23 protein-coding genes are annotated in these 22,940 nt (G+C 41.1%); 12 read left to right on the top strand and 11 right to left on the bottom strand.

The annotated features are described in order from the left end of the window. The 5 genes from VB714_RS10400 to VB714_RS10380 form a co-directional block, all read right to left on the bottom strand. Window positions 1-673: alpha/beta hydrolase (locus VB714_RS10400; protein WP_323223803.1), on the bottom strand; the 673-nt coding region annotated here is incomplete at its 3' end. A 44-nt stretch (window positions 674-717) separates the two neighbouring features. After that, window positions 718-1,581, bottom strand: coding sequence for a DNA adenine methylase (locus VB714_RS10395; RefSeq protein ID WP_323223801.1), 864 nt, complete (start codon window positions 1,579-1,581; stop codon window positions 718-720). A 16-nt stretch (window positions 1,582-1,597) separates the two neighbouring features. Beyond that, a complete protein-coding gene (locus VB714_RS10390; RefSeq protein ID WP_323223799.1) occupies window positions 1,598-2,698 on the bottom strand; it encodes a hypothetical protein in 1,101 nt (366 codons plus the stop codon). A 99-nt stretch (window positions 2,699-2,797) separates the two neighbouring features. Further along, a complete protein-coding gene (gene gatA, locus VB714_RS10385; protein ID WP_323223797.1) occupies window positions 2,798-4,285 on the bottom strand; it encodes an Asp-tRNA(Asn)/Glu-tRNA(Gln) amidotransferase subunit GatA in 1,488 nt (495 codons plus the stop codon). A 117-nt stretch (window positions 4,286-4,402) separates the two neighbouring features. Then, window positions 4,403-5,125, bottom strand: coding sequence for a DUF4114 domain-containing protein (locus tag VB714_RS10380; protein ID WP_323223795.1), 723 nt, complete (start codon window positions 5,123-5,125; stop codon window positions 4,403-4,405). 81 nt (window positions 5,126-5,206) lie between these two features. Here VB714_RS10380 and VB714_RS10375 point away from each other — a divergent pair, with 81 nt between their 5' ends. Together VB714_RS10375 and alr are read left to right on the top strand one after the other, a co-directional pair. Beyond that, window positions 5,207-5,335 carry a hypothetical protein gene (locus VB714_RS10375; protein WP_323223792.1) on the top strand — a complete coding sequence of 43 codons (129 nt, stop codon included), beginning with the start codon at window positions 5,207-5,209 and terminating at the stop codon, window positions 5,333-5,335. Between the two features lie 479 nt (window positions 5,336-5,814). After that, entirely contained in the window at window positions 5,815-6,987 is a 1,173-nt protein-coding gene (gene alr / locus VB714_RS10370) for an alanine racemase (protein ID WP_323223790.1), read from the top strand. 59 nt (window positions 6,988-7,046) lie between these two features. Here the strand turns inward: alr and VB714_RS10365 are convergent, their stop codons facing one another. Next, window positions 7,047-7,421, bottom strand: a complete 375-nt coding sequence (locus VB714_RS10365; RefSeq protein WP_323223788.1) for a DUF952 domain-containing protein — start codon at window positions 7,419-7,421, stop codon at window positions 7,047-7,049. A gap of 12 nt (window positions 7,422-7,433) precedes the next feature. Here VB714_RS10365 and egtC point away from each other — a divergent pair, with 12 nt between their 5' ends. The 5 genes from egtC (at window position 7,434) to VB714_RS10340 (ending at window position 10,721) form a co-directional block, all read left to right on the top strand. Further along, window positions 7,434-8,222 (top strand): ergothioneine biosynthesis protein EgtC, encoded by a 789-nt coding sequence (gene egtC, locus VB714_RS10360; RefSeq protein WP_323223786.1) that lies wholly within the window; start codon window positions 7,434-7,436, stop codon window positions 8,220-8,222. Continuing rightward, the gene (locus VB714_RS10355; protein ID WP_323223784.1) at window positions 8,197-9,459 is read left to right on the top strand and encodes an SUMF1/EgtB/PvdO family nonheme iron enzyme; all 1,263 of its coding nucleotides are present in this window, start codon (window positions 8,197-8,199) and stop codon (window positions 9,457-9,459) included. The genes egtC and VB714_RS10355 overlap by 26 nt, the downstream gene beginning before the upstream one ends. 4 nt (window positions 9,460-9,463) lie before the next feature. Further along, window positions 9,464-9,628, top strand: a complete 165-nt coding sequence (locus VB714_RS10350; protein ID WP_323223781.1) for a hypothetical protein — start codon at window positions 9,464-9,466, stop codon at window positions 9,626-9,628. 88 nt (window positions 9,629-9,716) lie between these two features. Continuing rightward, window positions 9,717-10,085: an SH3 domain-containing protein gene (locus VB714_RS10345; protein ID WP_323223780.1), complete on the top strand. Its 369-nt coding sequence runs from the start codon at window positions 9,717-9,719 to the stop codon at window positions 10,083-10,085. A gap of 255 nt (window positions 10,086-10,340) precedes the next feature. Beyond that, window positions 10,341-10,721, top strand: coding sequence for a hypothetical protein (locus VB714_RS10340; protein WP_323223778.1), 381 nt, complete (start codon window positions 10,341-10,343; stop codon window positions 10,719-10,721). Window positions 10,722-10,803: 82 nt separating this feature from the next. On the opposite strand, the gene gor is transcribed toward VB714_RS10340, so the two are convergent. Both gor and VB714_RS10330 read right to left on the bottom strand, forming a co-directional pair. Beyond that, window positions 10,804-12,153 carry a glutathione-disulfide reductase gene (gene gor / locus VB714_RS10335; RefSeq protein WP_323223777.1) on the bottom strand — a complete coding sequence of 450 codons (1,350 nt, stop codon included), beginning with the start codon at window positions 12,151-12,153 and terminating at the stop codon, window positions 10,804-10,806. A gap of 185 nt (window positions 12,154-12,338) precedes the next feature. Continuing rightward, window positions 12,339-13,022: a response regulator transcription factor gene (locus VB714_RS10330; RefSeq protein WP_323223775.1), complete on the bottom strand. Its 684-nt coding sequence runs from the start codon at window positions 13,020-13,022 to the stop codon at window positions 12,339-12,341. A 270-nt stretch (window positions 13,023-13,292) separates the two neighbouring features. Here VB714_RS10330 and VB714_RS10325 point away from each other — a divergent pair, with 270 nt between their 5' ends. From VB714_RS10325 to psbM, 3 genes are all read left to right on the top strand, one after another. Then, window positions 13,293-15,191, top strand: a complete 1,899-nt coding sequence (locus VB714_RS10325; RefSeq protein ID WP_323223773.1) for a DUF6745 domain-containing protein — start codon at window positions 13,293-13,295, stop codon at window positions 15,189-15,191. Window positions 15,192-15,359: 168 nt separating this feature from the next. Continuing rightward, entirely contained in the window at window positions 15,360-16,247 is an 888-nt protein-coding gene (locus tag VB714_RS10320) for an SDR family NAD(P)-dependent oxidoreductase (protein WP_323223771.1), read from the top strand. Window positions 16,248-16,844: 597 nt separating this feature from the next. Beyond that, complete coding sequence (gene psbM, locus VB714_RS10315) at window positions 16,845-16,955, top strand: photosystem II reaction center protein PsbM (protein WP_323223770.1); 111 nt, start codon at window positions 16,845-16,847, stop codon at window positions 16,953-16,955. Window positions 16,956-17,173: 218 nt separating this feature from the next. On the opposite strand, the gene VB714_RS10310 is transcribed toward psbM, so the two are convergent. After that, window positions 17,174-18,028, bottom strand: coding sequence for a universal stress protein (locus VB714_RS10310; protein WP_323223768.1), 855 nt, complete (start codon window positions 18,026-18,028; stop codon window positions 17,174-17,176). 102 nt (window positions 18,029-18,130) lie between these two features. Then, window positions 18,131-18,256 (bottom strand): hypothetical protein, encoded by a 126-nt coding sequence (locus VB714_RS10305; protein ID WP_323223767.1) that lies wholly within the window; start codon window positions 18,254-18,256, stop codon window positions 18,131-18,133. Between the two features lie 158 nt (window positions 18,257-18,414). Here VB714_RS10305 and VB714_RS10300 point away from each other — a divergent pair, with 158 nt between their 5' ends. Then, on the top strand, window positions 18,415-19,809 hold the full coding sequence (locus VB714_RS10300) for an MATE family efflux transporter (RefSeq protein WP_323223765.1): 1,395 nt from the start codon (window positions 18,415-18,417) through the stop codon (window positions 19,807-19,809). Window positions 19,810-19,813: 4 nt separating this feature from the next. After that, window positions 19,814-20,716 carry a 50S ribosomal protein L11 methyltransferase gene (locus tag VB714_RS10295; protein WP_323223763.1) on the top strand — a complete coding sequence of 301 codons (903 nt, stop codon included), beginning with the start codon at window positions 19,814-19,816 and terminating at the stop codon, window positions 20,714-20,716. A 109-nt stretch (window positions 20,717-20,825) separates the two neighbouring features. Here the strand turns inward: VB714_RS10295 and VB714_RS10290 are convergent, their stop codons facing one another. After that, window positions 20,826-22,556 (bottom strand): carbamoyltransferase, encoded by a 1,731-nt coding sequence (locus VB714_RS10290; RefSeq protein ID WP_323223761.1) that lies wholly within the window; start codon window positions 22,554-22,556, stop codon window positions 20,826-20,828. Between the last annotated feature and the right edge of the window lie 384 nt (window positions 22,557-22,940).

Raw genomic sequence — 22,940 nt, 5'->3', positions numbered from 1 at the left:
AGGCTGCAATTTTATTAATGGAATCAAAATAATGGTTCAATAATAAATCTACAGGAAAAACTGTAAAAATCTTATCGTAATCTATCATATCCCGAAGAGATGTGAAAGACCCTTGAATGATCAGTGCAGCGAGATCGGGATTTTTAGTTGCGAGTTCGATCGCGATCGCGCCTCCTAATGAATGTCCGTAAACAATAACATCTTTGGAGGGAATATTTTTGTGTTTTGCTAAATAATCTAAAGAAATTTGGGTATCTTCGTAAACTTGAGATTCGTTGGGAAATTGACCTTTACTTTTACCATAACCGCGATAATCGACCATAAATACAGATAATCCCAAGCGATGGAAAACTGCTGCTTGTTCTAAATTTGCGCCAATATTAAACGCATTACCATGCAAAAATAAGATCGTGCGGCGATCGCCATTTTCCTGAGAATGTAGGGGTGCAGGAATCCACCAACTATGTATTTTTTCAGACTGTTTTTTCGTTAACTTTTCTTCTCCTACAGAAATCCAGATTTCCTCATAGTCTAGATCGTAATCTTGAGGTGTTTTCCTGAGTTTTGCAGAAGGTAAAAAGATAAAACGATTTTGCCATTTTAATAAGGCAAAGCAAAAGAAAACGTAAATAGAGCCAATTCCGGCAATGGGCAATAAAAAAGTAAGTGACATTGGAGGATTAGATGAGATAAAAAACAGGGACAATATAAAAAGTGTCACACTTCTAGGTTCAAACTTAACTGTACGGGTTTATTATTTCCTTCTTTCACTGGGTAATTTGTAATCATCAATTCTCGACCTTTCCCAGCAGTTTTCTGTTTATAGTTGTTCATTCCATATTGTAGCTCCCATTCATGGATATAAGCAAATTTAAAGTTCTCGCGAATTTCTGGGGAGTCATCGTAGGTAATTAGCCATTGATGAGGGCAATCTTTTAATAAATTGGCAAAGCGGTGATGATCGAAGGATGTATGCAAGTTTCCTCGTTTTCCATACAGTCTCGAACTTGTTGCAGCTAAATAAGGAGGATCTAAGAAGATGAAAACATTATCTCCAGGTTGTTGTAAAACTTCGCTGTAGTCTAAGTTTGTGATTTTAGTATTTTCTAAAATTTCTTGTAAGGGTTTTAATCTTTCTATGGAGGAATAAGTAAAGCGATCGAGAAAGGATTCTTTAGAAAATCCACCCGATTCGATTGTTCCAGAAAAACTGATTCGATTTAAAACAAAAAAACGAATAGCTCTTTCATCACCTGTTAAATCTTCTGTATTAATATTCGCTAATTCTTTAAATAGAGATTTTCCATCTATATAAATATCTTTCATGAATTCTGATTCTTCTATTAAGTTTTCTGGATCGAGTTTTAATGTTTTCCAGAAATAATACAACTCTGTATTTAAATCGTTAATCCAAAATTTTAAATTTGGAAATTTTTGTTTTAAGTAAATAAATATAGAACCTCCACCAATAAAAGGCTCTCTATATTCAGAAAAAGAATGCGGCATATACCGAATTATCTTCTGGATTGCTCTAGATTTACCTCCCGGATAACGTAGAGGACTTTTAATAAACTTAGACATAATATTTATTCACTAACTAATCTTGATATTTTAACTCTATCAAAAAATTATTGATTCTTGCTTCATTAAACAATTCCGTAATAAATGTTTTCATAGATTTCTTTGCTTCATGAATTTTTAGCCAATCATCTAATCGATCTTGATGATTTGAATCTATTGTTTCTTTTATATATGGAGAAGTTAACCTTAAAATGGGTTTTGCTTGAACCTCACCTTGTTCTAAAATAGAAACAGAACTTAAATTGCTGTAAAGGATCATTTTCAATAGTCCATCTTTAATATCTCCTTTTGACGGAATTAAACTTGATTTTGTATGTTTAGATTCTATTAACTTAAGATTTTTATTTTCTAAAGAAACTTCATCAACAGTGAAAAAATATTTTCCTCCTAAATAATTTGTTATTGTTATTGCTGATTTTGTTAAAGAATCTAATCGTTCTCCAATATGAACTGTTGCAATTTCACTTGATTGAGCTTGTTTTGCTCTTTCTCTAGAAGATTTCATAAAATCCTCTAGATTATTAGTCAAGTTTTTCTGAAATCTTTTAAATCCAGCTTCCGAATGAAATTCAACTCCTGTTTCTGCATTTATCTTAGTATAACCTTGTATTTGGAGGTCAACAACTTGAGAAAATATTTCACGAATCTCTTTTAAATTCCAGTGTAATGCCGAACTTTGATAATTTGATAATTCGTATATTTTTATTTTTACCCAATCTTGGTTGAATTTTAAATTTGTTACCTTATTTTCATAACTTGTGTTTTTTATTGCACTATCATAATACGAAAAAATAATAGGAACTTCTAACAAACTCATCAAAGAAATCGTATCCCATTGTAAAAAGTCTCGATCTCCGTCAATCCCTTCATCTTTAATAACAGGAATTACAGTAGCTCTTTTATTCTTTTTAATCGTGTCATAAACTCTAGCATACGGATAAGAACGAGTTCTTTTAGGAGAAACCCATTTACTTATTGCAATTTCGTTTACATCATCTTGAACAATACAACTTGATGGTGCATCATTAATATCAAAAGTGTTTAATTTTGATGTTCTCATTTTCTGTATAATCATTACTTGATATTGGATACCTTGAATTGCACCTGTAATTTCCATAAGACTATTAGATAAATTAAAATTTCTGAAAGAAGTAATTCTCACTCTATCTTACTGGTGAAACTAAGATAAATAAAATAGATTGGAATTACTCCATTTTTATGATTTCTTCTGTTGTTTTGTGGCAACTGTTAAATCGGGTTTATAAAACTGCCAATCTGTTGATTGTTCGTAGGCATAGGCGACTTGTAATAACAAATCTTCTCGCAATACTTTCCCAATTAACTGCATTCCTACGGGTAAACCTTGGTCGTCAAATCCACAAGGAATACTCAAGGCAGGTAATCCGGCTAAATTAACAGGAATAGTCATTAAATCCGACAAATACATACTCAAGGGATCGTCGGTTTTCTCTCCAGCTTTAAAGGCTGTCGTGGGAGAAGTGGGACAAACTAAAACATCAACTTTTTCAAAAGCTGAATCAAAATCTTGTTTAATTAGGGTGCGAACTTTTTGCGCTTTGAGATAATAAGCATCATAATATCCCGCAGAAAGTGCATAAGTTCCCAACATAATCCGGCGCTTAACTTCCGTGCCAAATCCTTTGGCACGGGTCTTTTTATACATATCGATGAGATTGTCTGCATCTTCGGCGCGAATGCCATATTTAACCGCATCGTAACGAGCCAAGTTTGCGGATGCTTCGGAAGGTGCAATGATGTAATAAGCGGGTAAACCATATTCAAATCGAGGACAAGAAATAACTTGAATTTCTGCTCCTAAAAGTTGCAATTGTTCGATCGCGGTTTTAACGCGACTTTCCACTACAGAATCTAAGCCACTGCCAAACGTTTCCTTAATTACACCAATTCTTAAACGAGTTCTGGGGCGAAAATTAGGGCGCAATAACTGGCAATAATTGGGGATTTCAACTTTTAAACTGGTGGAATCTTTGGCATCGTGTCCGGCGATCGCCCCTAACAAAATGGCGGTATCTTCGACGCAGCGACCAAAGGGACCAATCTGATCCAAAGATGAAGCATAAGCGACTAAACCGAAGCGCGAAACTAATCCGTAGGTGGGTTTCATCCCCACAACTCCACAGAAGGAAGCGGGTTGACGAATAGACCCCCCAGTATCCGATCCGAGTGCTACCGTGCATTCTCCGGCTGCTACCGCCGCCGCAGAGCCTCCCGAAGAGCCTCCAGGTACGCGATCGCGATCCCAAGGGTTACAGGTTCTCCCATAGCCGGAATTCTCCGTGGAACTCCCCATGGCAAACTCGTCGAGGTTGGTTTTGCCGACTAAAATTGCCCCTGCATCTTGCAGTTTTTGGGTGACGGTAGATTCGTAGGGGGGAACAAAATTTTCTAAAATTCGCGACCCGCAGGTGGTGGGCACCCCGCGCATACACATATTATCTTTAATGCCGATGGGAATTCCTGCGAGTAAACCGATCGCTTCCCCGGCTGCAATTTTATCATCGACGGCTTTTGCTTGTGCCAAAGCGCGATCGCCCATCACGTGCAAGAAGCTATGGAGTTGGGGTTCGAGTCTCTGAATACGGTCTAATGCTTCTGTCGCAATCTCAACAGCAGAGCGTTCTTTACGGATTAATTGTTTGTGTAGTTCGCGGATCGAAGCCATGCGGGATACTTGTTTAGGGGTGAACCATCTTACAGTGTACACAGAAAGAGAGGCGAAACCTTTCGCCCCTCTTAAAAAATTCAAGTTTTGCTTTAAATCTCAAGTTTTATCTTTAAATTAAGCAGCATTCTTACGACGACGCAAACCCATTGTTCCTGCGGCTACGCCCAATAATGCTAAGGTTACACCGGGTTCGGGAACATCTTTCGAGACGGCAACACCTTTAAGCACGATCCCCGCATCATTGAAATCTAAATCGCCTCCTCCCTTAATATCTTCCCAACCGAGGTACAGCCAGTTAAAGCCACCGTATTGAACTTCGTAGGAAACTATATGTTGTAAGCTATCGATGTTGGCGCTTGCATCTGCACCATAGTAGAGATTTTTACCTCCCCATTCTTTAGTCCACAAACTGAAATCGAGGATATCTCCCGCAGTTGTGCCAATGGTGAATCCTTCGCCATGATCTACTTGCTGTAGGCTATTGTCAACCCGGTTTGTGCCATCGGCATTAAAGGCTTGCTGGGTTGCACCACCGTTAACATTGTAGGTAATGCGATCTTCATACAAGGCTTGCGATTCGTAACCCAAGTCGGTATCAATGAAGAAGACATCAACGCTGCTTCCCAGTGCCTTAATGTTGCCATTGAGAGCATAATCGGCATAGTTGGCTAATTCTTTCCCTTCTCCACCAGATTTTAACAAATAGGTGTTAACCAGAAGGTCGTAAAAAGCGGGATCGCTGGTTTTGAGATTACTCGCTTCGGCTGTTCCTCCCATAAAGGCGGTGGCGATCGCGGCGGTGGCTGCAACTAGACCTGTTAAAAATTTAGCTTTCATGATTTCTTTCCTCTGTATCCTTAACTACCTATAGATTTCTATATTCGTAACTACTATAAATTTAAGCCGATTGACTGAGTAATGTCCATAGTCTTTTGGGAACTTCATCAATTCTTTACAGATATCTTTATTCTCCCAATAGAGTCTTTATATTTCCTCGTTATAGCCGATCGCGCCTCTGTCTACTCAAGCGCGATCGCAACCCAATAAAAAAGGCAGACACAAAAGTGCTGCCCCGAAAAGATCTCCATACTGCTATCTTGTATTGGCACATTAGCCATACTCATAATAACACATCAACGGAAATATAGGAAGCATTTTAGGCAAATAACTCACAATCTCTTTAGATTTTTTAGCAACTCCACTGAGATAGAAAATTCCCATAATAGCTTAAAAAACAGCAAAAATCTTGCGCCAAAAGTAGCAGCCGATCGCCTTCTAATCCTTCAAAACCATTAGAGTGATGGCGGTTTAAACTCTTTATACTCTGATGCTGAATACTGATTCTCATCTAGAAACGATCGTTCCAGACTTCACTATTGACCATCTACGCTTCTTGTAAGGTTTGAGATCGATCCTAGTACAACATCTGTATTGTTTGACTCCAGTTCCCCCAGATTTGGGGGCTAGGGGGCAAATCTTGTAAGTGCTAAATTGGAGTTCTCAATGAGGCGATCGAGGAGCGAACAATGGTACTGAGTTACGAAAACCAATACGCCCATACAGAATATCAGCGTGCTTGGATTGAAATCGATCTGGGAGCATTGAGTCATAATGTGACACAAATTATCCAACTTTTGCGATCGCAAAGTGTAGCAACCGGATCGCCTTCACAATTAATGGCAGTGGTCAAAGCAGATGGTTATGGTCACGGGGCTGTTACAGTAGCAAAAACCGCTTTAGCAGCAGGGGCGAAATGGTGTGCAGTAGCGACATCTCAGGAAGGGATCGCACTGCGAAAAGCGGGGATAAATGCGCCTATTTTGATTTTAGGGGCAATTAACAACCCAGCAGAAATTGCAGCCATTGTCGATTATCGCTTGCAACCCACCCTTTGTACATCTCAACAGGCCATAATTTTCTCTGATACTTTGGCACAGTTAAAGACCACTATTCCGGTACATCTCAATATAGACACGGGAATGTCGCGTTTAGGAACTTCTTGGAGGAAAACTGTAGAATTTGTGCAGTTTGTGCAGCAATTACCCCAACTTAAACTTGCTAGTATCTATTCTCATTTTGCCACCGCCGATGACCCCGATCGCACTTTTATGGATGTACAACACCAACGCTATCAGGAGGCGATCGCCCATTTAAAAGCACAGGGTATTATTTCTCCTCTTCTGCATATTGCCAATTCTGCGGCCACATTAAGCGATCGCGCGCTACATTATGATTTAGTGCGGGTAGGACTGTCACTCTATGGTTTATATCCTTCTCCTCATTTGCAAGGTCGTATTGACCTTAAACCTGTTTTACAAGTGAAGGCGAGAATTACACAAGTAAAAACAATTCCTCCTCATACCGGAGTTAGTTACGGACATCGCTATGTTAGCGATCGCCACACTCAGATCGCCGTCGTTGCGATCGGTTATGCCGATGGAGTCCCGCGTTTGTTAAGTAATAAGATGGAAGTCTTGCTAAGAGGGCAAAGAGTCCCGCAAATTGGCTCAATTACAATGGATCAACTCATGCTAGATGTGAGTTGTTTTCCCGATCTGCAACCTGGAGAAGTAGTAACATTAATTGGGAAAGGCGATCGAGATACTATTTTAGCAGAAGAATGGAGCGATCGCATTGGTACAATTTCTTGGGAAATTCTTTGCGGGTTTAAACGTCGTTTACCTCGGGTTTATTGTTAATTATATTCAGGTGAGCTATGCTTTTATTGACGAAAGATCGAGGTATTATTGGGGATTTTTTAGCCAAATTCTACAGGAAACTCAAACTCTCCCTCCTCATTGGGTTCAAATGTCACAACTCGTATCACCGCATCAAGATTTAATTCCCCGTAAATGTGGGGAAAACAACCATGCGAAGGAACTTTATCCTGCTTAATTTCAGCATCAACCAGAGAAGGTGCGATCGCCAGCAAAACTAATCCTCCCTGTCCTCGAAAAAAGCGATTCGCTGTTGTCACAACTTGTTCTATTTTAGAACAGTGGATAAACCCTTCTGTATCCAGAGACTCACAACGATAAATTCCTTTTTCTTGCCCTTGTAACCATTTTTCTCGGCTGGTAATGTGTATGATTGTGTTCATGTCTCGATCGCCTTTTTTGTTTTTCTGTAACATTATAATCCGCTCATGTGTCGCTTGCTTGGCTATCTCGGTGTCCCCATTCAACTCGATCGCCTTCTCTACAAACCGAAACATTCTCTCATCGTGCAGAGTTATCAACCCCAAGAAATGCACGTTGCTTTACTCAATGCCGATGGTTTTGGAGTAGGTTGGTATCATCCCCAACGAGAAGAAAATCCTTATACTTATAAAAATATTCTACCCATCTGGAATGATATTAATCTACCACAACTGAGTCGCTATGTCGAATCTAACAACATTTTAAGTTATGTTCGCAGTGCTACCCCTGGACTTGCAGTAGACTTGGGGAATTGTCAGCCTTTTGTGCGCGATCGCCTCATGTTTGTTCATAATGGTTATATCGAACATTTTCGCCACAAATTACGCCGTACTATCCATGACTTACTCAGTCCTAAAGCAGAAATTTGGATTAAAGGCAATACAGACTCAGAATATCTTTGTGCCTTAATTCTAACCTACTTAGAAGCCAATTCTAACACGACCATAGAAGAGGCAATGGCCAAAGCTGTGAATCAAGTTGGCGAGTTATGCAAAAAACAAAATCTTAAATTCATTGCTGCTACAATCGTTGATACAGGAAATCGTCTCATTGCCTGTCGCTATTCAACCTTTGAAGATGTACCAACCCTCTATTGGTTGCGAGACGATCCTAACTATCCTGATGCCGTAATTCTTGCCTCCGAACCCCTATTTAAGGGAAACTGGAAGCCTTGCCTAGAACATCATATTCTTATTGTTGAGGAAAACCTTGAAGTTAACATCTCTCCCTTCTAAACGCGAGACAATTCGCCAAAATATGATTCATGTCCGCGATCGCACTTTAGAATTATTTACCGATTGTACCCGCGAGGAATTTTGTCAACAAGCACACCCAGATTTTAGTCCAGTCGGATGGCATTTGGGTCATATTGCTTTAACCGAGAGTTTGTGGATTTTAGAACATTGTGCGGGAGAAGCACCGCTATTTCCCGAATATCGTCAACTTTTAACTGCTGATGGTTTGCGGAAAGAAGAACGGCAAAATTTACCCTCTTTTTCCGTCATTCAAGACTATTTAGAAACCGTCAGAAATCGCGTTTTTAAATATTTGGAAATTGCACCGATCGCGCAACAAGAACGTTTGTTGTATTGGTTGCTGCAACATGAAAACCAACATAACGAAACAATTGTGTTTCTCCTGCAACTATTACGCTGGAAAAAATTGCAAGAATTCTCTCCATTACAGAGACGCGATCGCCCTTCTTCTCCCTCTAGTTTTAATACCAATATTTCCGATGCGATGGTAACAATTTCCGCCGGAGAATTCCTGATGGGAAATAATAACATTGAAGCACAAGATAATGAACGTCCCGAACATTTAGTTTATCTCGATACTTATCAAATCGATCGCTTTCCCGTGACTTGCCAGCAGTATCAAGAATTCATGGCAGCAGGAGGCTATCAAAAAGCTGAGTTTTGGTCTAAAATGGGTTGGCAATGGTTGCAAAAGAATCCTGTTGTACAACCGTTATATTGGCGTGATTCTCCTGATTGGAAAGAGCATCCCGTTTGCGGTGTAAGTTATTATGAAGCTGAGGCTTATGCAACATTTACAGGGAAACGTTTACCCACAGAAGCAGAATGGGAAAAAGCGGCAAGTTGGGATGCAAAAATAGGAGAAAAATTACTCTATCCTTGGGGAAACAATGCACCTAATTCTCAATATTGTAATTATAATACATTCATCGGTCATACAACCCCTGTTAACCTTTATATTAATGGGCAAAGTCCTTGGGGATGTTGGGATATGATGGGGAATGTTTGGGAGTGGACAAGTTCTTTATTTTCGGGGTATAACGGGTTTGAATTTTATCCCTATCGAGGCTATTCTCAAGTCTATGTTGATAACAAACATCGAGTGTTACGTGGAGGAAGTTGGGCTACTCATCCTTGGAGTTTTAGAGCAAGTTTTCGCAATTGGTATCATCCCTGGGTGCGACAAATTCTAGTCGGTTTTCGCTGTGCAATGTAGGGGTTTGGTCTCCAAACCCTCCGACTCCAAACCCTCCGACTCCAAACCCTCCGACTCCAAACCCTCCGACTCCAAACCCTCCGACTCCAAACCCTCCGACGAGTTTTATCGCCAAATTCCGACGAGATGGAAGGCGATCGCGCCATTTCTGAGCAAAATAATTTTGTAAATAAAAGTAAAGATTGCTTGTCACCCTCTTGACATATCGTTTTTGTGTGGCTAACAATAATAAAAAGAGAACTTAACAGATAGATACAATGAAAATTTTCCCTCGATCGCTATTAACTGTAAGCGTTATTTTAGGTTTGAGTGCGATGTCTTCTTCTTTGTTAACCCCTCGGGTAAACAGTGCGGAAAATGTGAATTCCACTAAAAGCACTGAAGAAATCTTACTCAGTCAAGGACGGGTTTTTTGTACCGTAGCTCGCATTCGCACGGGTCAACTGGCTGTCCGTTTTAACCCAGGTGGAGAAAGCCGAGCCGGATTGAATAATGGCAATACGGTAAGATTATTAGATCGTGAAGGTCGTTGGGCATACATTCGTATTGTTGACGGTCCGACAAGACAATTAAATGGTGTAGAAGGGTGGGTGAATTCAGATTATTTAGACTGTTGGACCCAATAATTGCTTGCTATACATTAGCTTCACTGACAGTATTTCTCGGGAGTTTGGGGACCAAACCTCTAAACCAAAATCGGGTGCATCTCATTTAACTCGACTATCGCCTCTATACTTCGACGAGATGGAAGGCGATCGCGCCATTTCTCAGCGCCATTTCTCATGGGTTTGGGGACCAAACCCCTACTTGATTTTTGTTATAACTTTTGATAATATTCGTAATATAATGCAATAAAGTTTTTAAGAAACAGGAGATTAAAGATGGCTGGATTTTTTGGCTTGTTTGGCGGTCGCACCAAGTATGTAGATGAGGCAAATGCTGGAGATAATCCTAATAGCACGGATTTCTACCTCAGCCCCGATGACGCGAAAACGATGGGTAACATTGAATATATGCGTAAACCCAACACCGTTAAGCACACCTTCCCCGGTAATGTTGCTAATGGTGGTTCTTTTGCTGTAGTTAAACAATTCACCGCAACAGAAGAAAAAACCCTCGACGATCGCCCCGGTTTCTCAACTCCCTCTACCCCTACTGCTTCCACCACCTCTCAGCCCAGCGTAACTCCTCGCCGTACTGCATCTTCTACCGATACCAGTATGGATATGTTCCGTAACATGGCTAAAGGCATGAAACGGTAATTTTGTCAAGCTGAATAAATGAGAAAGAGGAGAACATAGTTTGTTCTCCTCTTTCTTTAGTGGTAGTGCTGTCCAACCGACGTTAGCGCATGGTAACAAACTCTTCCGCAGAACTGGGATGAATGCCCACCGTAGCATCAAAATTAGCTTTCGTGGCTCCAGTCTTCAAGGCGATCGCCACCCCTTGGATAATTTCCGCCGCATGATCTCCCACCATGTGCGCCCCAATAACGCGATCGCTTTCAGTATGGACAATGAGTTTCATTAAGGTTTTCTCATCTTTCCCCGCGAGAGTGTAGTACATGGGACGAAATTTGGAACGATATACCTTAATCTCGTCCCCATATTTTTCTCGCGCTTCCGCTTCCGTTAAGCCCACGGTACCCGCTTCAGGAGTGGTAAAGATCGCCGAAGGAACATTTTCATAACTCATAGTCCGAGAATTGCCACCGAATACCGTATCAGCAAAAGCCCGTCCCTCATTAATTGCCACAGGAGTTAAATTAATGCGATCGGTACAGTCTCCCACGGAATAAATATTCTCTTCGGCAGTTTGACTGTATTCATTAACCGCGATCGCCCCCTTCTTCACTTCAACCTTGGTATTTTCTAACCCCAAATTGTCCAAATTAGGCTTGCGTCCCGTAGCAGCAAATCCCACCACATCAGCAATAACCGTCTCTTCTCCCTCTCCTTTCACCGTTACCTTTAAACCCTCCTCCGTCTTTTCAATCGCCATATCTGGGCAATTATTCAATAAACGAACGCCATGTTTCTGCATCGCTTCTTGAATCGTAGTGCAAAGATCGTCATCAAAACCGCGTAAAATCTTGTCAGCGCGGATAACTTGGGTGACTTCACTACCCAAACCATTGAGAATGCAAGCAAATTCGCAGCCGATATAACCTCCTCCTAAAATAACAACGCGCTTAGGCTGTTCGGGAAAATGGAAAATATCATCAGAAACGATCGCGTGTTCGATCCCCGGAATATTGCTAGGGCGATGGGGTTTTCCTCCCACTGCGATGAGAATTTTATCCGCCGTTACCTTTTTATCTCCTATTTCGACTGTATGAGCATCGATAAATTTAGCATGGGCATTAAACACTTCCACTTCGGACTTATCCAACATTCCTTCATAAATACCCTTTAACCGCGTCGTTTCATTATTAACGGCGGTTGTTAGTTTCGACCAATCAAAAGAATATTCTCCCACCGTCCAGCCATAGCCGCTAGATTCTACAAATTGATTGGGAAAATGAGAAGCATAAACCATAAATTTCTTGGGGACGCAACCGCGATGGACGCAAGTTCCTCCCAAGAGATCGCTTTCAGCAACCGCCACTTTAGCACCGTATTGAGCAGCACGTCGAGCAGTTGCAACACCGCCGGAACCGCCACCAATGACAAAAAGATCGTAATCGTAACTCATAATGATTTGTTGTTGGTTGTTAGTTGTTGGTTGTTAGTTGTTGGTTGTTGGTTGTTAGTTGTTGGTTGTTAGTTGTTTATTATTCCCCCACCTCCCTCACTCCCCACACTCCCCACACTCCCCCCACTCCCCACACTCCCCACACTCCCCCATCTCCCCCATCTCCCCACACTCCCCCCACCCCCCTACCGCACCAATTGATTCTCAAGGGCAAAACGAACTAATTCGGCTCGTTTGTTGGTGTCGGTTTTTCTCAGTAGGCTACTGACATATTTTTCGATGGTGCGGGGACTCAAATGGAGAGAATGACCAATTTCGATGTTAGATAAACCTTGGGTTAATAGGTCTAATACTTCTTGCTCTCGCTTGGTTAAATGTAAAGAAATAGTCGGGGTTAATGGAATAGAAGAGGATTCTGGGCGATCGCCAAAGGAAGAGTGTAGAGTTTGGGATGGAAGTGCGTCCGAGTTGGAAAAACGCAACTCACTTTGAACCATTTGCGATCGCTCTAATAAGTTGCGAATGGCTGCACCTAATTCTTCCATTTCAAAAGGTTTGGGAAGATAGAGATCGCACCCCACCTGATAGCCGCGAATGCGTTCTGCGGTGGTATTGCGTTCGGTGAGGAAAATGACGGGAAGCAGGCGAAATTCCGGCCGACGGCGAACTTGTTGCACCAGTTCGTAGCCGTCGGTTTTCGGCATTTTAATGTCAGCGACCATTAAATGGGGATGGGACGATGCTAATAAAGACAATGCCTCCTTACCATCTTGGGCTGCGATCGCCGAATAGCCGGACAGTTCGAGGTAGTCGCTGATGGCCAAGCGAATACCGGGATTATCGTCCACTACCAAGATGAGTAAAGACATTGATTAAACAAGATATTCTCAACCTGAGTTTACACCCTATGTTTAACTTTTGGCTTCAGGGGGTAAATAATTACGAAATGTTACGGAATTTTTTTGAAAAAATTCGCAAAACATTGCCAACGTTTTTTCCCCGGTAAGGCTCAATTGTTCTATGTTAAGATGTTGATTTAGCGATCGCCTATAAAATATCTAAAAATATCAATTAAAAAATGAGGCAGATAAGTTTGTGCGATCGCATTTCTAGTTAAAATATTAAGAAAATTGGTAATTATGCTTTTTGAACTTTCGCCAGAACAAGAAAAAATGATTCCTGTGTATCGTGAAAAGTGGCAGAAAATTGCACTTTCGACAGATGCGATCGATCGTCAGCAAGCTAGAGAAGCTGTCGAAAATGGGTATATTATAGTAGGGAAGAAAGTTCCAGAGATTGTGTTTGTTGATAGTCCTTTAGCTGCCTCTCAAATTCTAATCGAAAGATTAGATGAGCATCAAATAAAGTGGAGTGTGCTTGGGAGACTCAGTGCTATTTTAACTGTAGAAATATATGAAACAATACCTAAGAATATAATTACAAAACTATCACAAAATTTAGGATTTTATATTGAATCATGGTATATGGAATTAGAGAGAGATATAAATCAGAAACTTCAATTTAAAATACAACAGAAAGTGAATATTAGTATTGCTTCTAGAGTCTGGACATCTCGATGTAGCTGGTATGATTTTTGCATTTCCGTTTTAGAATTTTATCACAGTGATTCCCTTTGGACGGCTCTTAACGCGATTGTTAGTAATTGTGGTTTGGTTTTCGCTTTTGAGGATTTTTGTATTATCTGCGATCGCCCCAGAGAATTAAATTTTGATCGCGATGGAGAGCTTTCTGCGAATGGAAAACCTGCAATTGAATTTGCCGATAATTATGCAATTTATGCTTATCAAGGTCGAATACTACCAGAAAAATATAGTAATTTTAAAATCACTTCTAATAAACAGAGACTTGAATGGTTTCTTGATGAAAACGATCCATCATATAAAACAATACTTGCTGCTTCAACAGGCTTTCTGATTGAGGAAATTAAATCAGAACAAATAGATATGATTAAAAACTATTATAAAAAATGGTCTGACCTGGCTTTTTCGACAACTCCAATAGAATTCGATAGAGCCATTGATGCGATTGAAAATATTTATGTTTGGCTCGATCTACAAAAACCTAAATTTATTTTTTGTAAAAGTCCTAAAGAGATTGTAAAAAACCTTGAATCTATGAATCCTAGCTCAATAATTCCTTTTTCAGAAGAGGAGATATTTAGCAATCTTATTAACCAAATAGATTGTCAGTTAAACGATTTCAAGGGAGCAACAATTTTCGACCAAGAAAAATGCTTTATCATCAAAGAAAAATGCTTTATCATAGAGAACAGAATAGAGTTTCTTCATGAAAATGTATGGGACGAATTTGATTCTATTCCATATCGGGAAATTATCAGTGAAATCATGTCTATATTGATAGAATCGTTGGCTCAAGGAGGATATTTAGAGTTTTGTATTTCTGTTTTAAACTGTGTACATGAGTCAAAAGCATGGAAACTTTATCAAGATTTAGCTATAGAATGTAGTAGCTGGATATTTCCTTTTAAAGATATTTGTTTAGTATGCGATCGCCCTAGAATTCTTTCCTTTGACTCAGAAGATCGCCTTCACGCAGAAGGAAAACCCGCCATTCAATTTGCTGATGGATTTAGCATCTATGCTTATCATGGCGTAATACTTCCTGAAAAATACGGCAAACTTTCTCCCTCTCAATGGCGATCGCAATGGATACTATCCGAAGAAAATGCCGAACTTCGCCGCGCCCTCATTCAAGGCATCGGCTATGCTAAAATCTGTCAAGAATTGCAAGCGGTAGAAATAGACACTTGGCAAGAATACAGCCTCTTAAAAATCGATTTAGAAATTGATATAAAATTAGAGGAAAAACCTCTTAATGAAGAAGAATGGGACGGCGAAGAATTCACAGAAGAACCCATTTACTTACTAAAAATGATCTGTCCCAGTACCGGACATATTCATGCTTTGCGCGTCCCTCCCAATATAAACTCTGCTAGAGAAGCAATTACATGGGTAAATTGGGACATCGATCCTGAAGAATTTTCCGTACAAACTTAATCGCCAGTTACAAAAGTGCGATCGCCATTTCCCAAGTTGAACAAAATCCGAACTGGAAAATTTCCCAGTTGGTGTGACAGAGATCATATTGGAACCTGTGTCAAGTCATCTTTACAAAATGTAATAACCATTAGAGTGAAACCAGACAACAAGTAGAGGGAGAAAACTATGAAAACTCTGCAAAAACACACCCTCAAACCCAAACACCCATCCCATCAACCTATCAAATCGTCGTTGATACAAAGCAAAACAGCGCTAATTACAGGAGCATCGCGGGGCATTGGCAAAGCCATCGCGTTGGAATTTGCACGCCAAGGAATCGGGCGCTTACTCCTCGTTGCCCGCAATCGCGATCGCCTCAATACCGTTGCATTAGAAGTCCAAGAAATCAACCCAAACATCGAAGTCGTACCTATTTCCGTCGATTTAACCAACACCTCCGAAGTCAGTATCGCCATGGCCAAAGCCTGGCGGGACTTCGGACCGATTCACCTCCTCGTCAATAATGCCGGAGTTGCCCATCAAACCTCCTTTTTAAGTTCTCAACCCCACCAAGCGGAAAAAGAACTCCAGGTTAACTTGTTGGGAATGTACACCGTCACGCGGCTGATTGCGCGGCGTATGGCTGCCAAACGAGAAGGAACCATCGTTAACGTTTCTAGTCTCATGGGCAAAATTGCCGCTCCCACCTTTGCCACCTACTCCGCGACTAAATTTGCCATCGTCGGATTTACCCAGGCATTGCGATCGGAATTAGCTGCCAAAAACGTGCGGGTGGTGTCCTTGCTTCCTTCCCTCACGGATACCGATATGGTGCGACATACGGAATTGTTCAAATGGGTTGCCCCCACAACCCCGGAACGAGTTGCCAAGGCGTTAATTGCCGGCTTAAATAAAGACGAGAATGAAATCTTTGTGGATTGGCAAAGTAAAGTCTCTGCGATCGCCAGTGGGACTATCCCTTGGTTAATGGAGAAAATCGTCACCCTAGCCGCCCCCGAATCGGTACAGCCACCAGCGATCGGCAAACCGGGTTATGACTTGGAACCCGCTTGACTGATTGAATGCTCCCCAACCAAATCAGAGATTATGGTGGGGGATTCTTTCGCCAGAATAACCTCTTAACTTTTTTTCTGACGCTCCCGGAAAAGCTGGCGTTCTCAGCGTGTCCTTAGAACTTTAGCTAGAGAACACTCCAGAAAGACTAAGCAAAACCATTCTTGTTGGTCAGCTGATAAACTTGAATCAACCGTTAGTCTCGAGCCTGTTGAGGGAGATAGCAGAGTTTTAAACTCTGAGGAGATCGGGGTCGTGTCTCCAGCTAAAAGGCTTTTACCGTACCCTACACTCCCAGAACTGAGTCTAACACCAAATGATTTCTCCCGCTAACCCCATCTAAATTAAGATTTTAGATGGGGACTGCGCGGGAGAACTGTTCAAGACCCCTATCTCTCCCAATAAAATCGTGAGATAGGAAAGAAAAAGTATGGGGGAGAAAGGAGTATAGCTTATTTCTCCCCTTTTTTAACCCAAGGCGATCGCGGCAATCCCCATCCGAATTGACCCGACTCAAGCAGTAGCATTGATAATTGATAATTGTAATGATATCCTGAAGAATATTGATTTTCAGAGCGCTTAGGGAGCGTAAGTAAAATGCAAGTTAATGAATTAGGATTTGTGGCAACTATTCTATTTGTATTAGTGCCTTCCGTTTTTCTTCTGATTTTGTACATTCAAACTGCAAGTCAGAAGGGTAATAGTTAATCAAGTTTCCTGTCCAGAATTTTGTTTGATCTACTTTTGAAAAACCGATTAAAAAACAAAGGATGAGATTAGAATATACTCTAATCTCATCCTTTATTTCATTGAACAGAGTAATAGAGAAATGTCAATAACAAAGAACCTACAGAAGAGCAAAAAATCACCCTGTCCCTCTTCTTCTTCACTATCAACTATCAACTATCAACTATCAACTATAAAACTCAGCTTTCCGTGTTTCGTGCTAAAAGTACCGGACAATTGGCATTAACCCGCACATAATCCGAGAGAGATGTTCCCAAGAGACGATCTAAATCGGGAAGCGCTTTAGCCACCGAGGGACGGCGATCGGGAGAACCTAAAATCAGCAAATCAGCATTGTATTCATCAACAAGCTGACACAGTGACTGTCCAGGTTTACCTCCCGTTACAGCACAACGGTAAGGAATACCCATGCGTTTTACTATGGGTATGGCGGCGGAAATAACTGGATTCTCCTCAACTTCTTTTTTAGAGAGAGGGAGTAATTTAGGGTCTAAATCGGGGTTAACCCGTGCTAAAATTAACTCAACATTTTTGGCATTACGGAGTAAAAAGAGGGCAAGCTCTAAACTAAACTTAGAGGATTGCGATTTGTCCAGAGCAATCATAACCCGTTTGATCTTTTTGACGTAAATATCATCCCGAACTAAAAGCATGGGACGCTTTGCCAATTGAAAAACATACTGACTGACAGAATTTTCCAAAATCGATTCGAGGCGCTTGAGTCCCCGCGATCCCATAATAATTAGGTCAGCGTCAATTTCTTCCGCAACTTGACAGACTGTATCTTTCGGTTCTCCTTGGCGTTTCAAGGTTGTAACCGGGTTAGCCTCAGTTTGTAAGGCTTGTACTGCCTTGGCGAGAATATCATCCCCTTCTGCCATTTTGCTTTCCATCGTTTCTTTGGCAACTTGGGATGGGACAACGTGCAGAACAGTAGTAGGTATTCCCTGAATAGCGGGTAAATCGCGCAAAGATAGCAATATTTCCTGAGAATTCCCCGTTCCGGAATCTGCCAATAATATTTTTTTGATCATCTTTAAAGTTACCTCCCAATTGTGTCGTTCTAAACAGGTGTTTGCTTTTGATTGGCGTACAGTCTTCTCTTTTCAGAATACGCCGATCTTGGCAGGAAAAATTTAACGAAATGCGATCGAATCGATAGGACCTACCCATTCCAACGAGATTACACCAATGGGATAAACTAAATTTAATAAATCGAGGGGATATTCTTGACTGCCCGGTTTTTCAGAATAATAACCCATTGTTTCTAAACTAAGCATCCCAACGATATTTTCCTTGCGTCTTACGCCGACGCGGGGTCTGACCGCTTGCGCCTTTCGGCGACGCGGGGTCTGACCGCTAGAACGCTCAAGCGTTTAGCGGTGAGAGTATGTCAAATCAGGATTTTTCAATATTTCTCATGCAAAACACTTTTTTGCCATCAGATTTGTGGCAATCTAAACTATTTTCTGAACTGCGCCTTCTTTTGAATTTAGCGATACCTCTTTCAGCCAGTCAACTGATTCAGGCCAGCATTAGCACCGTCGATACCATCATGATGGGGATGCTGGGTAGTCAAATTCTGGCGGCTGGTGCTTTAGGTGCGATTTCGTTTTATACTTTGACATTTACTTGTTACGGGCTGATACGATCGCTCAATGTCTTTGTAGCAGAGGCTTTTGGCGCTAAGGATGTTGAGAAAATTCCTCGCATTGTTGCCCAAGGGTTTTGGCTGGCGGGATTTCTCTGTTTGCCCATTATGCTCCTGTTGTGGTACGCTCCTACTCTGCTTCTCTGGATCGGTCAAAAAGCAGCAATTGTTGCTTTGGCACAAATCTATTTTCACGCTATTGTCTGGAGCATTCCGGCGATCTTGAGTCTCTACATTATGGAACAAGTGGCAAGCGCTCTTAATACACCCAAGATCGTGACGACAATTATGTTCTGTGGTGCAATTGTGAATGGAATTGCCGATTATGGACTGATTTTTGGTAGTTGGGGTTTACCTCCCCTGGGAATTGCCGGAGTGGGTTGGGCCAGTACCATCGTGTTTTGGTTGATGGCGATCGCGGCGATCGCCATCATTAGATATCAACTGCGAGACTACCGAATTTTTAGTGAGATTCTGCACTTCGATCGCCAGTTATTCGGGGAAATCCTACAAATCGGTTGGCCTGTATCTTTACAAAATGCAGCCGATTTAGGATTGCCCACAGTGACGACATTATTAATGGGATATTTAGGTGCAGCAACCCTTTCAGCGAATGAAATTGCCTTTCAGACTAATGAAATCTTATTCCTCATCCCCGTTGGACTGAGCTATGCTTTAACCATACGAGTGAGCCAAAGTTCCGGAGAAAAAAAGTGGGACAATATTCCTCGCGTTGTGGGAATTGGGGTAGCGATCGCCATCTTGGTTTCAGGTTTAGCCAGTTTAGGATTGGGATTCTTTCCCGATCGCTTCATCTGGATTTATTTAGATTTGAACGATCCAGCCAATCTCGAAACCGTGGCGATCGCTCGTTTGCTCTTACCCGTGACTGCGGTTTTTCAATTCGTTTTCAGTCTTAATTTAATCGCCAATGGAATTTTATTGGGTTTAAAAGATACGCGCATTCCCATGTTTATTAATCTGTTGTCCTACTGGGTAATTGGTGCAGTTAGTGCCTATATCCTTGGGTTTATCCTGGGAAGAGGAATCTATGGTTTTTGGTGGGGACTCACATTAGGATGGACAATGGCCACTATTTTTCTTGGCATCCGTTTTTATCAGCGATTACTGCTTCTTATCAAAGAACCTGATACTATTGATTAAAACCTTGTTAGCCAATTTACTTAGACTTGCGATCGCGATGGATGCCCTTAAACTTCTTCAATCTGCCCTAGAGGATAAACGTCTCAATCTCATCGACAATTTTCTCATATTGACCGATCGATTGGATTATCAAGCACTCGATCAAGTCTTCCCCATTTTTGCCGAACAGCAATTTTTTCTTGATGAACTCAGGCAGGATAAAATGCAAAATGCTGAGGTATTGGAGATTGGTTTGGGATCGGGAGTCTTGTCAATTGCTGCTGTTTCTAAGGGAGCTAAAAGCGTAACAGCACTGGAGATTAACCCTAGGGCCAAAAACTTTGCCGGCTTTAATTTTATCCTCAATGGAGTGGAAGATAAAATTACAGTTCTCGACGGTCAAGAAAAGATTTGGCAACCAGTACAAGAACGACAGTTTGATTATATTATCTCGAATCCTCCTTTTGAGCCGACCCCCCCTGGGATGGATTACTTCTATCACTCAGCTGCTGGACCTTATGGACTCGACTTTCTCGACAAAATTTTTGCTCGTTTGGATGAATATTTAAAAGAAGATGGTCATGCCCAAATTGTCACTGCTGCACCGGGAAACCAAGAAAAACCTACTCTTTTGTTAGATTTGATTCAAAAGTATTTGTCCGGCACAACCACCGTTTTGCTTAATCCTTATGTTCTGACTTTTGATGAGGTTATGGACGATCTCGCTAACTTGAAGATAGGCACGATAGAACAGATCGATGGTTTACGGCAAAAGGCAAAAGAGGATAGTATCACTCATATTCACCTTTGCGTCATTCACTACGAAAAGGGTTTAAAGAATATTGAGGTTAAATCTTCTCAAAAGATCTACGAACAATATTGGGAAATTCCTGTCCCTGAATATCAACTTAAACCTTGTTTAAGTTAACTGAACAAAAATATAATTACTTCCAATTTAACTTGAGTTAAATTGGAGGTAATTACCGATCGCAGGTTCTCGCGATTGCCGTCAAATCTAGGCTTCAGCAAATTTAGAATTACTTCCTAACTAAAAAATCGCCAATTGCGAGATAATCAATCTTAGTTTTGAGAAAAGTCTTAACTGCATCTTCTGGGCTACAAACAATAGGTTCCGTGTCATTAAACGAAGTATTTAAAACTAAAGGAACGCCCGTTATTTGATAAAATGCTTGGATTAATCGGTGATATTTGGGATTGAGTTGTTGATTCACTACTTGAACTCGGCTCGTTCCATCCACGTGCAGGATAGCAGGAATTAAACTTTGTTTGTCTTCTAGAGCATCACAAGCAAATAACATGAAACCTAGAGCTAAAGAATCTCCCGGAAGTTTAAACCAATCCTGAGCATATTCCTCCAATACAGAAGGGGCAAAAGGTCGAAAATCTTCCCGATGCTTCACCTTTTGATTCATTATTTCCCTCATATTCGGATTTCTTGGATCTGCCACTAAACTCCGATTTCCCAAGGCACGAGGACCAATTTCCATCTTTCCTTGAAACCAACCGATTACATTGCCTTCAGAGATTAATGTAGCAGTCATCTCTTCTATATTGTCAACTTGGGAATATTGAAGCTGATTGCGATCGAGAACAGTTTGAATTTCTTCTGAAGAATAGTCCGGACCCAAATAGGGGGTTTTCATTATGTACGATCGCGGTTTCCTTAAAGTTTGATTCCAAATACAATAAGCTGCTCCAATTGCCGTTCCTGCATCGTGGGCAGCCGGTTGAATATAGAGATTTTTAAAAGGACTTTTCTCTTGTAATATCTGGTTGGAAACACAATTTAAAGCAACACCACCTGCCAGACAAAGATTGGGACTCTGGACGCGATCGTAGAGATAGTTGGCAATATTTAAGAGAATTGTGTCCGTTAGATTTTGTAACGCTAAAGCAATATCTGCGTGTTTTTGTTCGAGTTTCTCATTGAGTTTTCGCTTCTGTAAACCGAAGAGATTTTCCAATTCGCTGCAATCGTCGGTAAAGTCATTATCTTGTAAAACTTCCGGATCGATTGTAAATATTGGCCCTTGAACCTTAACAAATGTTTTGAACATTTCTAAATATTCTTGATCTTCTTTGCCATAGGCAGCTAATCCCATAACTTTAGTTGCATCATATTTGCTAAAACCCATTAGGACAGATATGGTTTCCCAGAGAGTGCCGAGACTATCTGGATAGCAAGCGATCGCTTCGATCTCCGAGAGAATATTGTCTTTTCCTCGGTAGAGTGTCGTTGATTCTACTTCACCGATACCATCCACCACTAAAACAGCAGCTTCTGAATAAGGAGAAACAAAATAAGCACTTCCTGCGTGACATAAATGGTGAGGAAGCCACAAAAACTTATCTGTAATATCTTCCTGATCTAACTGGCACAATTTGTAGGGAATGTCTTTGAGTTTGCGCTCGAAGATTTCTTCTCCTTCAATGGTTCCCCATCCTTCTTTTCTCTCTCCTGGTATCGTGGCTGATTTATCCAGTTGTGTAGCCCATTTTTTCGGCTCGAAGGAATAGCCAATGAAATTAATGTCATTCCATGTTATATCAGCCTCCTTTAAGCAAAATGAGATAGCATTAACCGGCAATACATCTGGATTGTCAACACTGGCAAGCTTTGCGTGTTTGACTCGAGTAAACCGCTCTTCTTCAACTGCGGCAATAATTTGACCATCTTTGAGCAAACAGGCTGATGATTCGTGATAGACGCAATTAATGCCCAAAATGTAGGAGTTAGAATCAACCATGATTTTTCTTTGAGTTGAGAAAGCTACTTTTTTACTCAGTATTACTCAGTACAGGACAAAAGACTTGAAAAGAAGGGCAGAATGGGGTTTCATCAGAATTGAGCATCTCTGTCAGAAACCCCATGAGCCGATATAACGAATTAAAGAATGCTCTGCAACCCCATTTGGGATGGCATGGAGCGAGAGTCTCCTTTACTTAGCTTGGATCTCTTGATTTGACATCTCCCCGCTTTAAAAAGACGGGGATTCTGTGGTTGATCCACCGAAAGCGGGCGGCGCTTTTAAAGGGCGGAAATAGTTCCGCCCACAGCACCTTGTTAAAACCGCGCTTTCTCCAAGTCTGTCAACAGACTCCTACATCCCTTGGCTAAAAAATAGCTGTGG

The sequence above is a fragment of the Spirulina sp. 06S082 genome (assembly GCF_034932145.1).
In the GTDB taxonomy this organism is placed as follows: domain Bacteria; phylum Cyanobacteriota; class Cyanobacteriia; order Cyanobacteriales; family Spirulinaceae; genus CCY15215.
The sequence above is the reverse complement of the archived record's forward strand: the minus strand, read 5'-3'. Positions and strand labels throughout refer to the sequence as shown.

What these genes read in the sequence shown, in the direction of transcription:
- VB714_RS10320 (WP_323223771.1), top strand. Translation starts at nt 15,360, where the DNA reads ATGAAAACTCTGCAAAAACACACCCTCAAACCCAAACACCCATCCCAT.
- VB714_RS10365 (WP_323223788.1), bottom strand. Translation starts at nt 7,421, where the DNA reads ATGTTACAGAAAAACAAAAAAGGCGATCGAGACATGAACACAATCATA.
- alr (WP_323223790.1), top strand. Translation starts at nt 5,815, where the DNA reads ATGGTACTGAGTTACGAAAACCAATACGCCCATACAGAATATCAGCGT.
- egtC (WP_323223786.1), top strand. Translation starts at nt 7,434, where the DNA reads ATGTGTCGCTTGCTTGGCTATCTCGGTGTCCCCATTCAACTCGATCGC.
- VB714_RS10300 (WP_323223765.1), top strand. Translation starts at nt 18,415, where the DNA reads ATGCAAAACACTTTTTTGCCATCAGATTTGTGGCAATCTAAACTATTT.
- VB714_RS10390 (WP_323223799.1), bottom strand. Translation starts at nt 2,698, where the DNA reads ATGGAAATTACAGGTGCAATTCAAGGTATCCAATATCAAGTAATGATT.
- VB714_RS10330 (WP_323223775.1), bottom strand. Translation starts at nt 13,022, where the DNA reads ATGTCTTTACTCATCTTGGTAGTGGACGATAATCCCGGTATTCGCTTG.
- psbM (WP_323223770.1), top strand. Translation starts at nt 16,845, where the DNA reads ATGCAAGTTAATGAATTAGGATTTGTGGCAACTATTCTATTTGTATTA.
- VB714_RS10325 (WP_323223773.1), top strand. Translation starts at nt 13,293, where the DNA reads ATGCTTTTTGAACTTTCGCCAGAACAAGAAAAAATGATTCCTGTGTAT.
- VB714_RS10375 (WP_323223792.1), top strand. Translation starts at nt 5,207, where the DNA reads ATGTCCATAGTCTTTTGGGAACTTCATCAATTCTTTACAGATATCTTT.
- VB714_RS10340 (WP_323223778.1), top strand. Translation starts at nt 10,341, where the DNA reads ATGGCTGGATTTTTTGGCTTGTTTGGCGGTCGCACCAAGTATGTAGAT.
- VB714_RS10305 (WP_323223767.1), bottom strand. Translation starts at nt 18,256, where the DNA reads ATGGGTTATTATTCTGAAAAACCGGGCAGTCAAGAATATCCCCTCGAT.
- VB714_RS10395 (WP_323223801.1), bottom strand. Translation starts at nt 1,581, where the DNA reads ATGTCTAAGTTTATTAAAAGTCCTCTACGTTATCCGGGAGGTAAATCT.
- VB714_RS10310 (WP_323223768.1), bottom strand. Translation starts at nt 18,028, where the DNA reads ATGATCAAAAAAATATTATTGGCAGATTCCGGAACGGGGAATTCTCAG.
- gatA (WP_323223797.1), bottom strand. Translation starts at nt 4,285, where the DNA reads ATGGCTTCGATCCGCGAACTACACAAACAATTAATCCGTAAAGAACGC.
- gor (WP_323223777.1), bottom strand. Translation starts at nt 12,153, where the DNA reads ATGAGTTACGATTACGATCTTTTTGTCATTGGTGGCGGTTCCGGCGGT.
- VB714_RS10345 (WP_323223780.1), top strand. Translation starts at nt 9,717, where the DNA reads ATGAAAATTTTCCCTCGATCGCTATTAACTGTAAGCGTTATTTTAGGT.
- VB714_RS10380 (WP_323223795.1), bottom strand. Translation starts at nt 5,125, where the DNA reads ATGAAAGCTAAATTTTTAACAGGTCTAGTTGCAGCCACCGCCGCGATC.
- VB714_RS10290 (WP_323223761.1), bottom strand. Translation starts at nt 22,556, where the DNA reads ATGGTTGATTCTAACTCCTACATTTTGGGCATTAATTGCGTCTATCAC.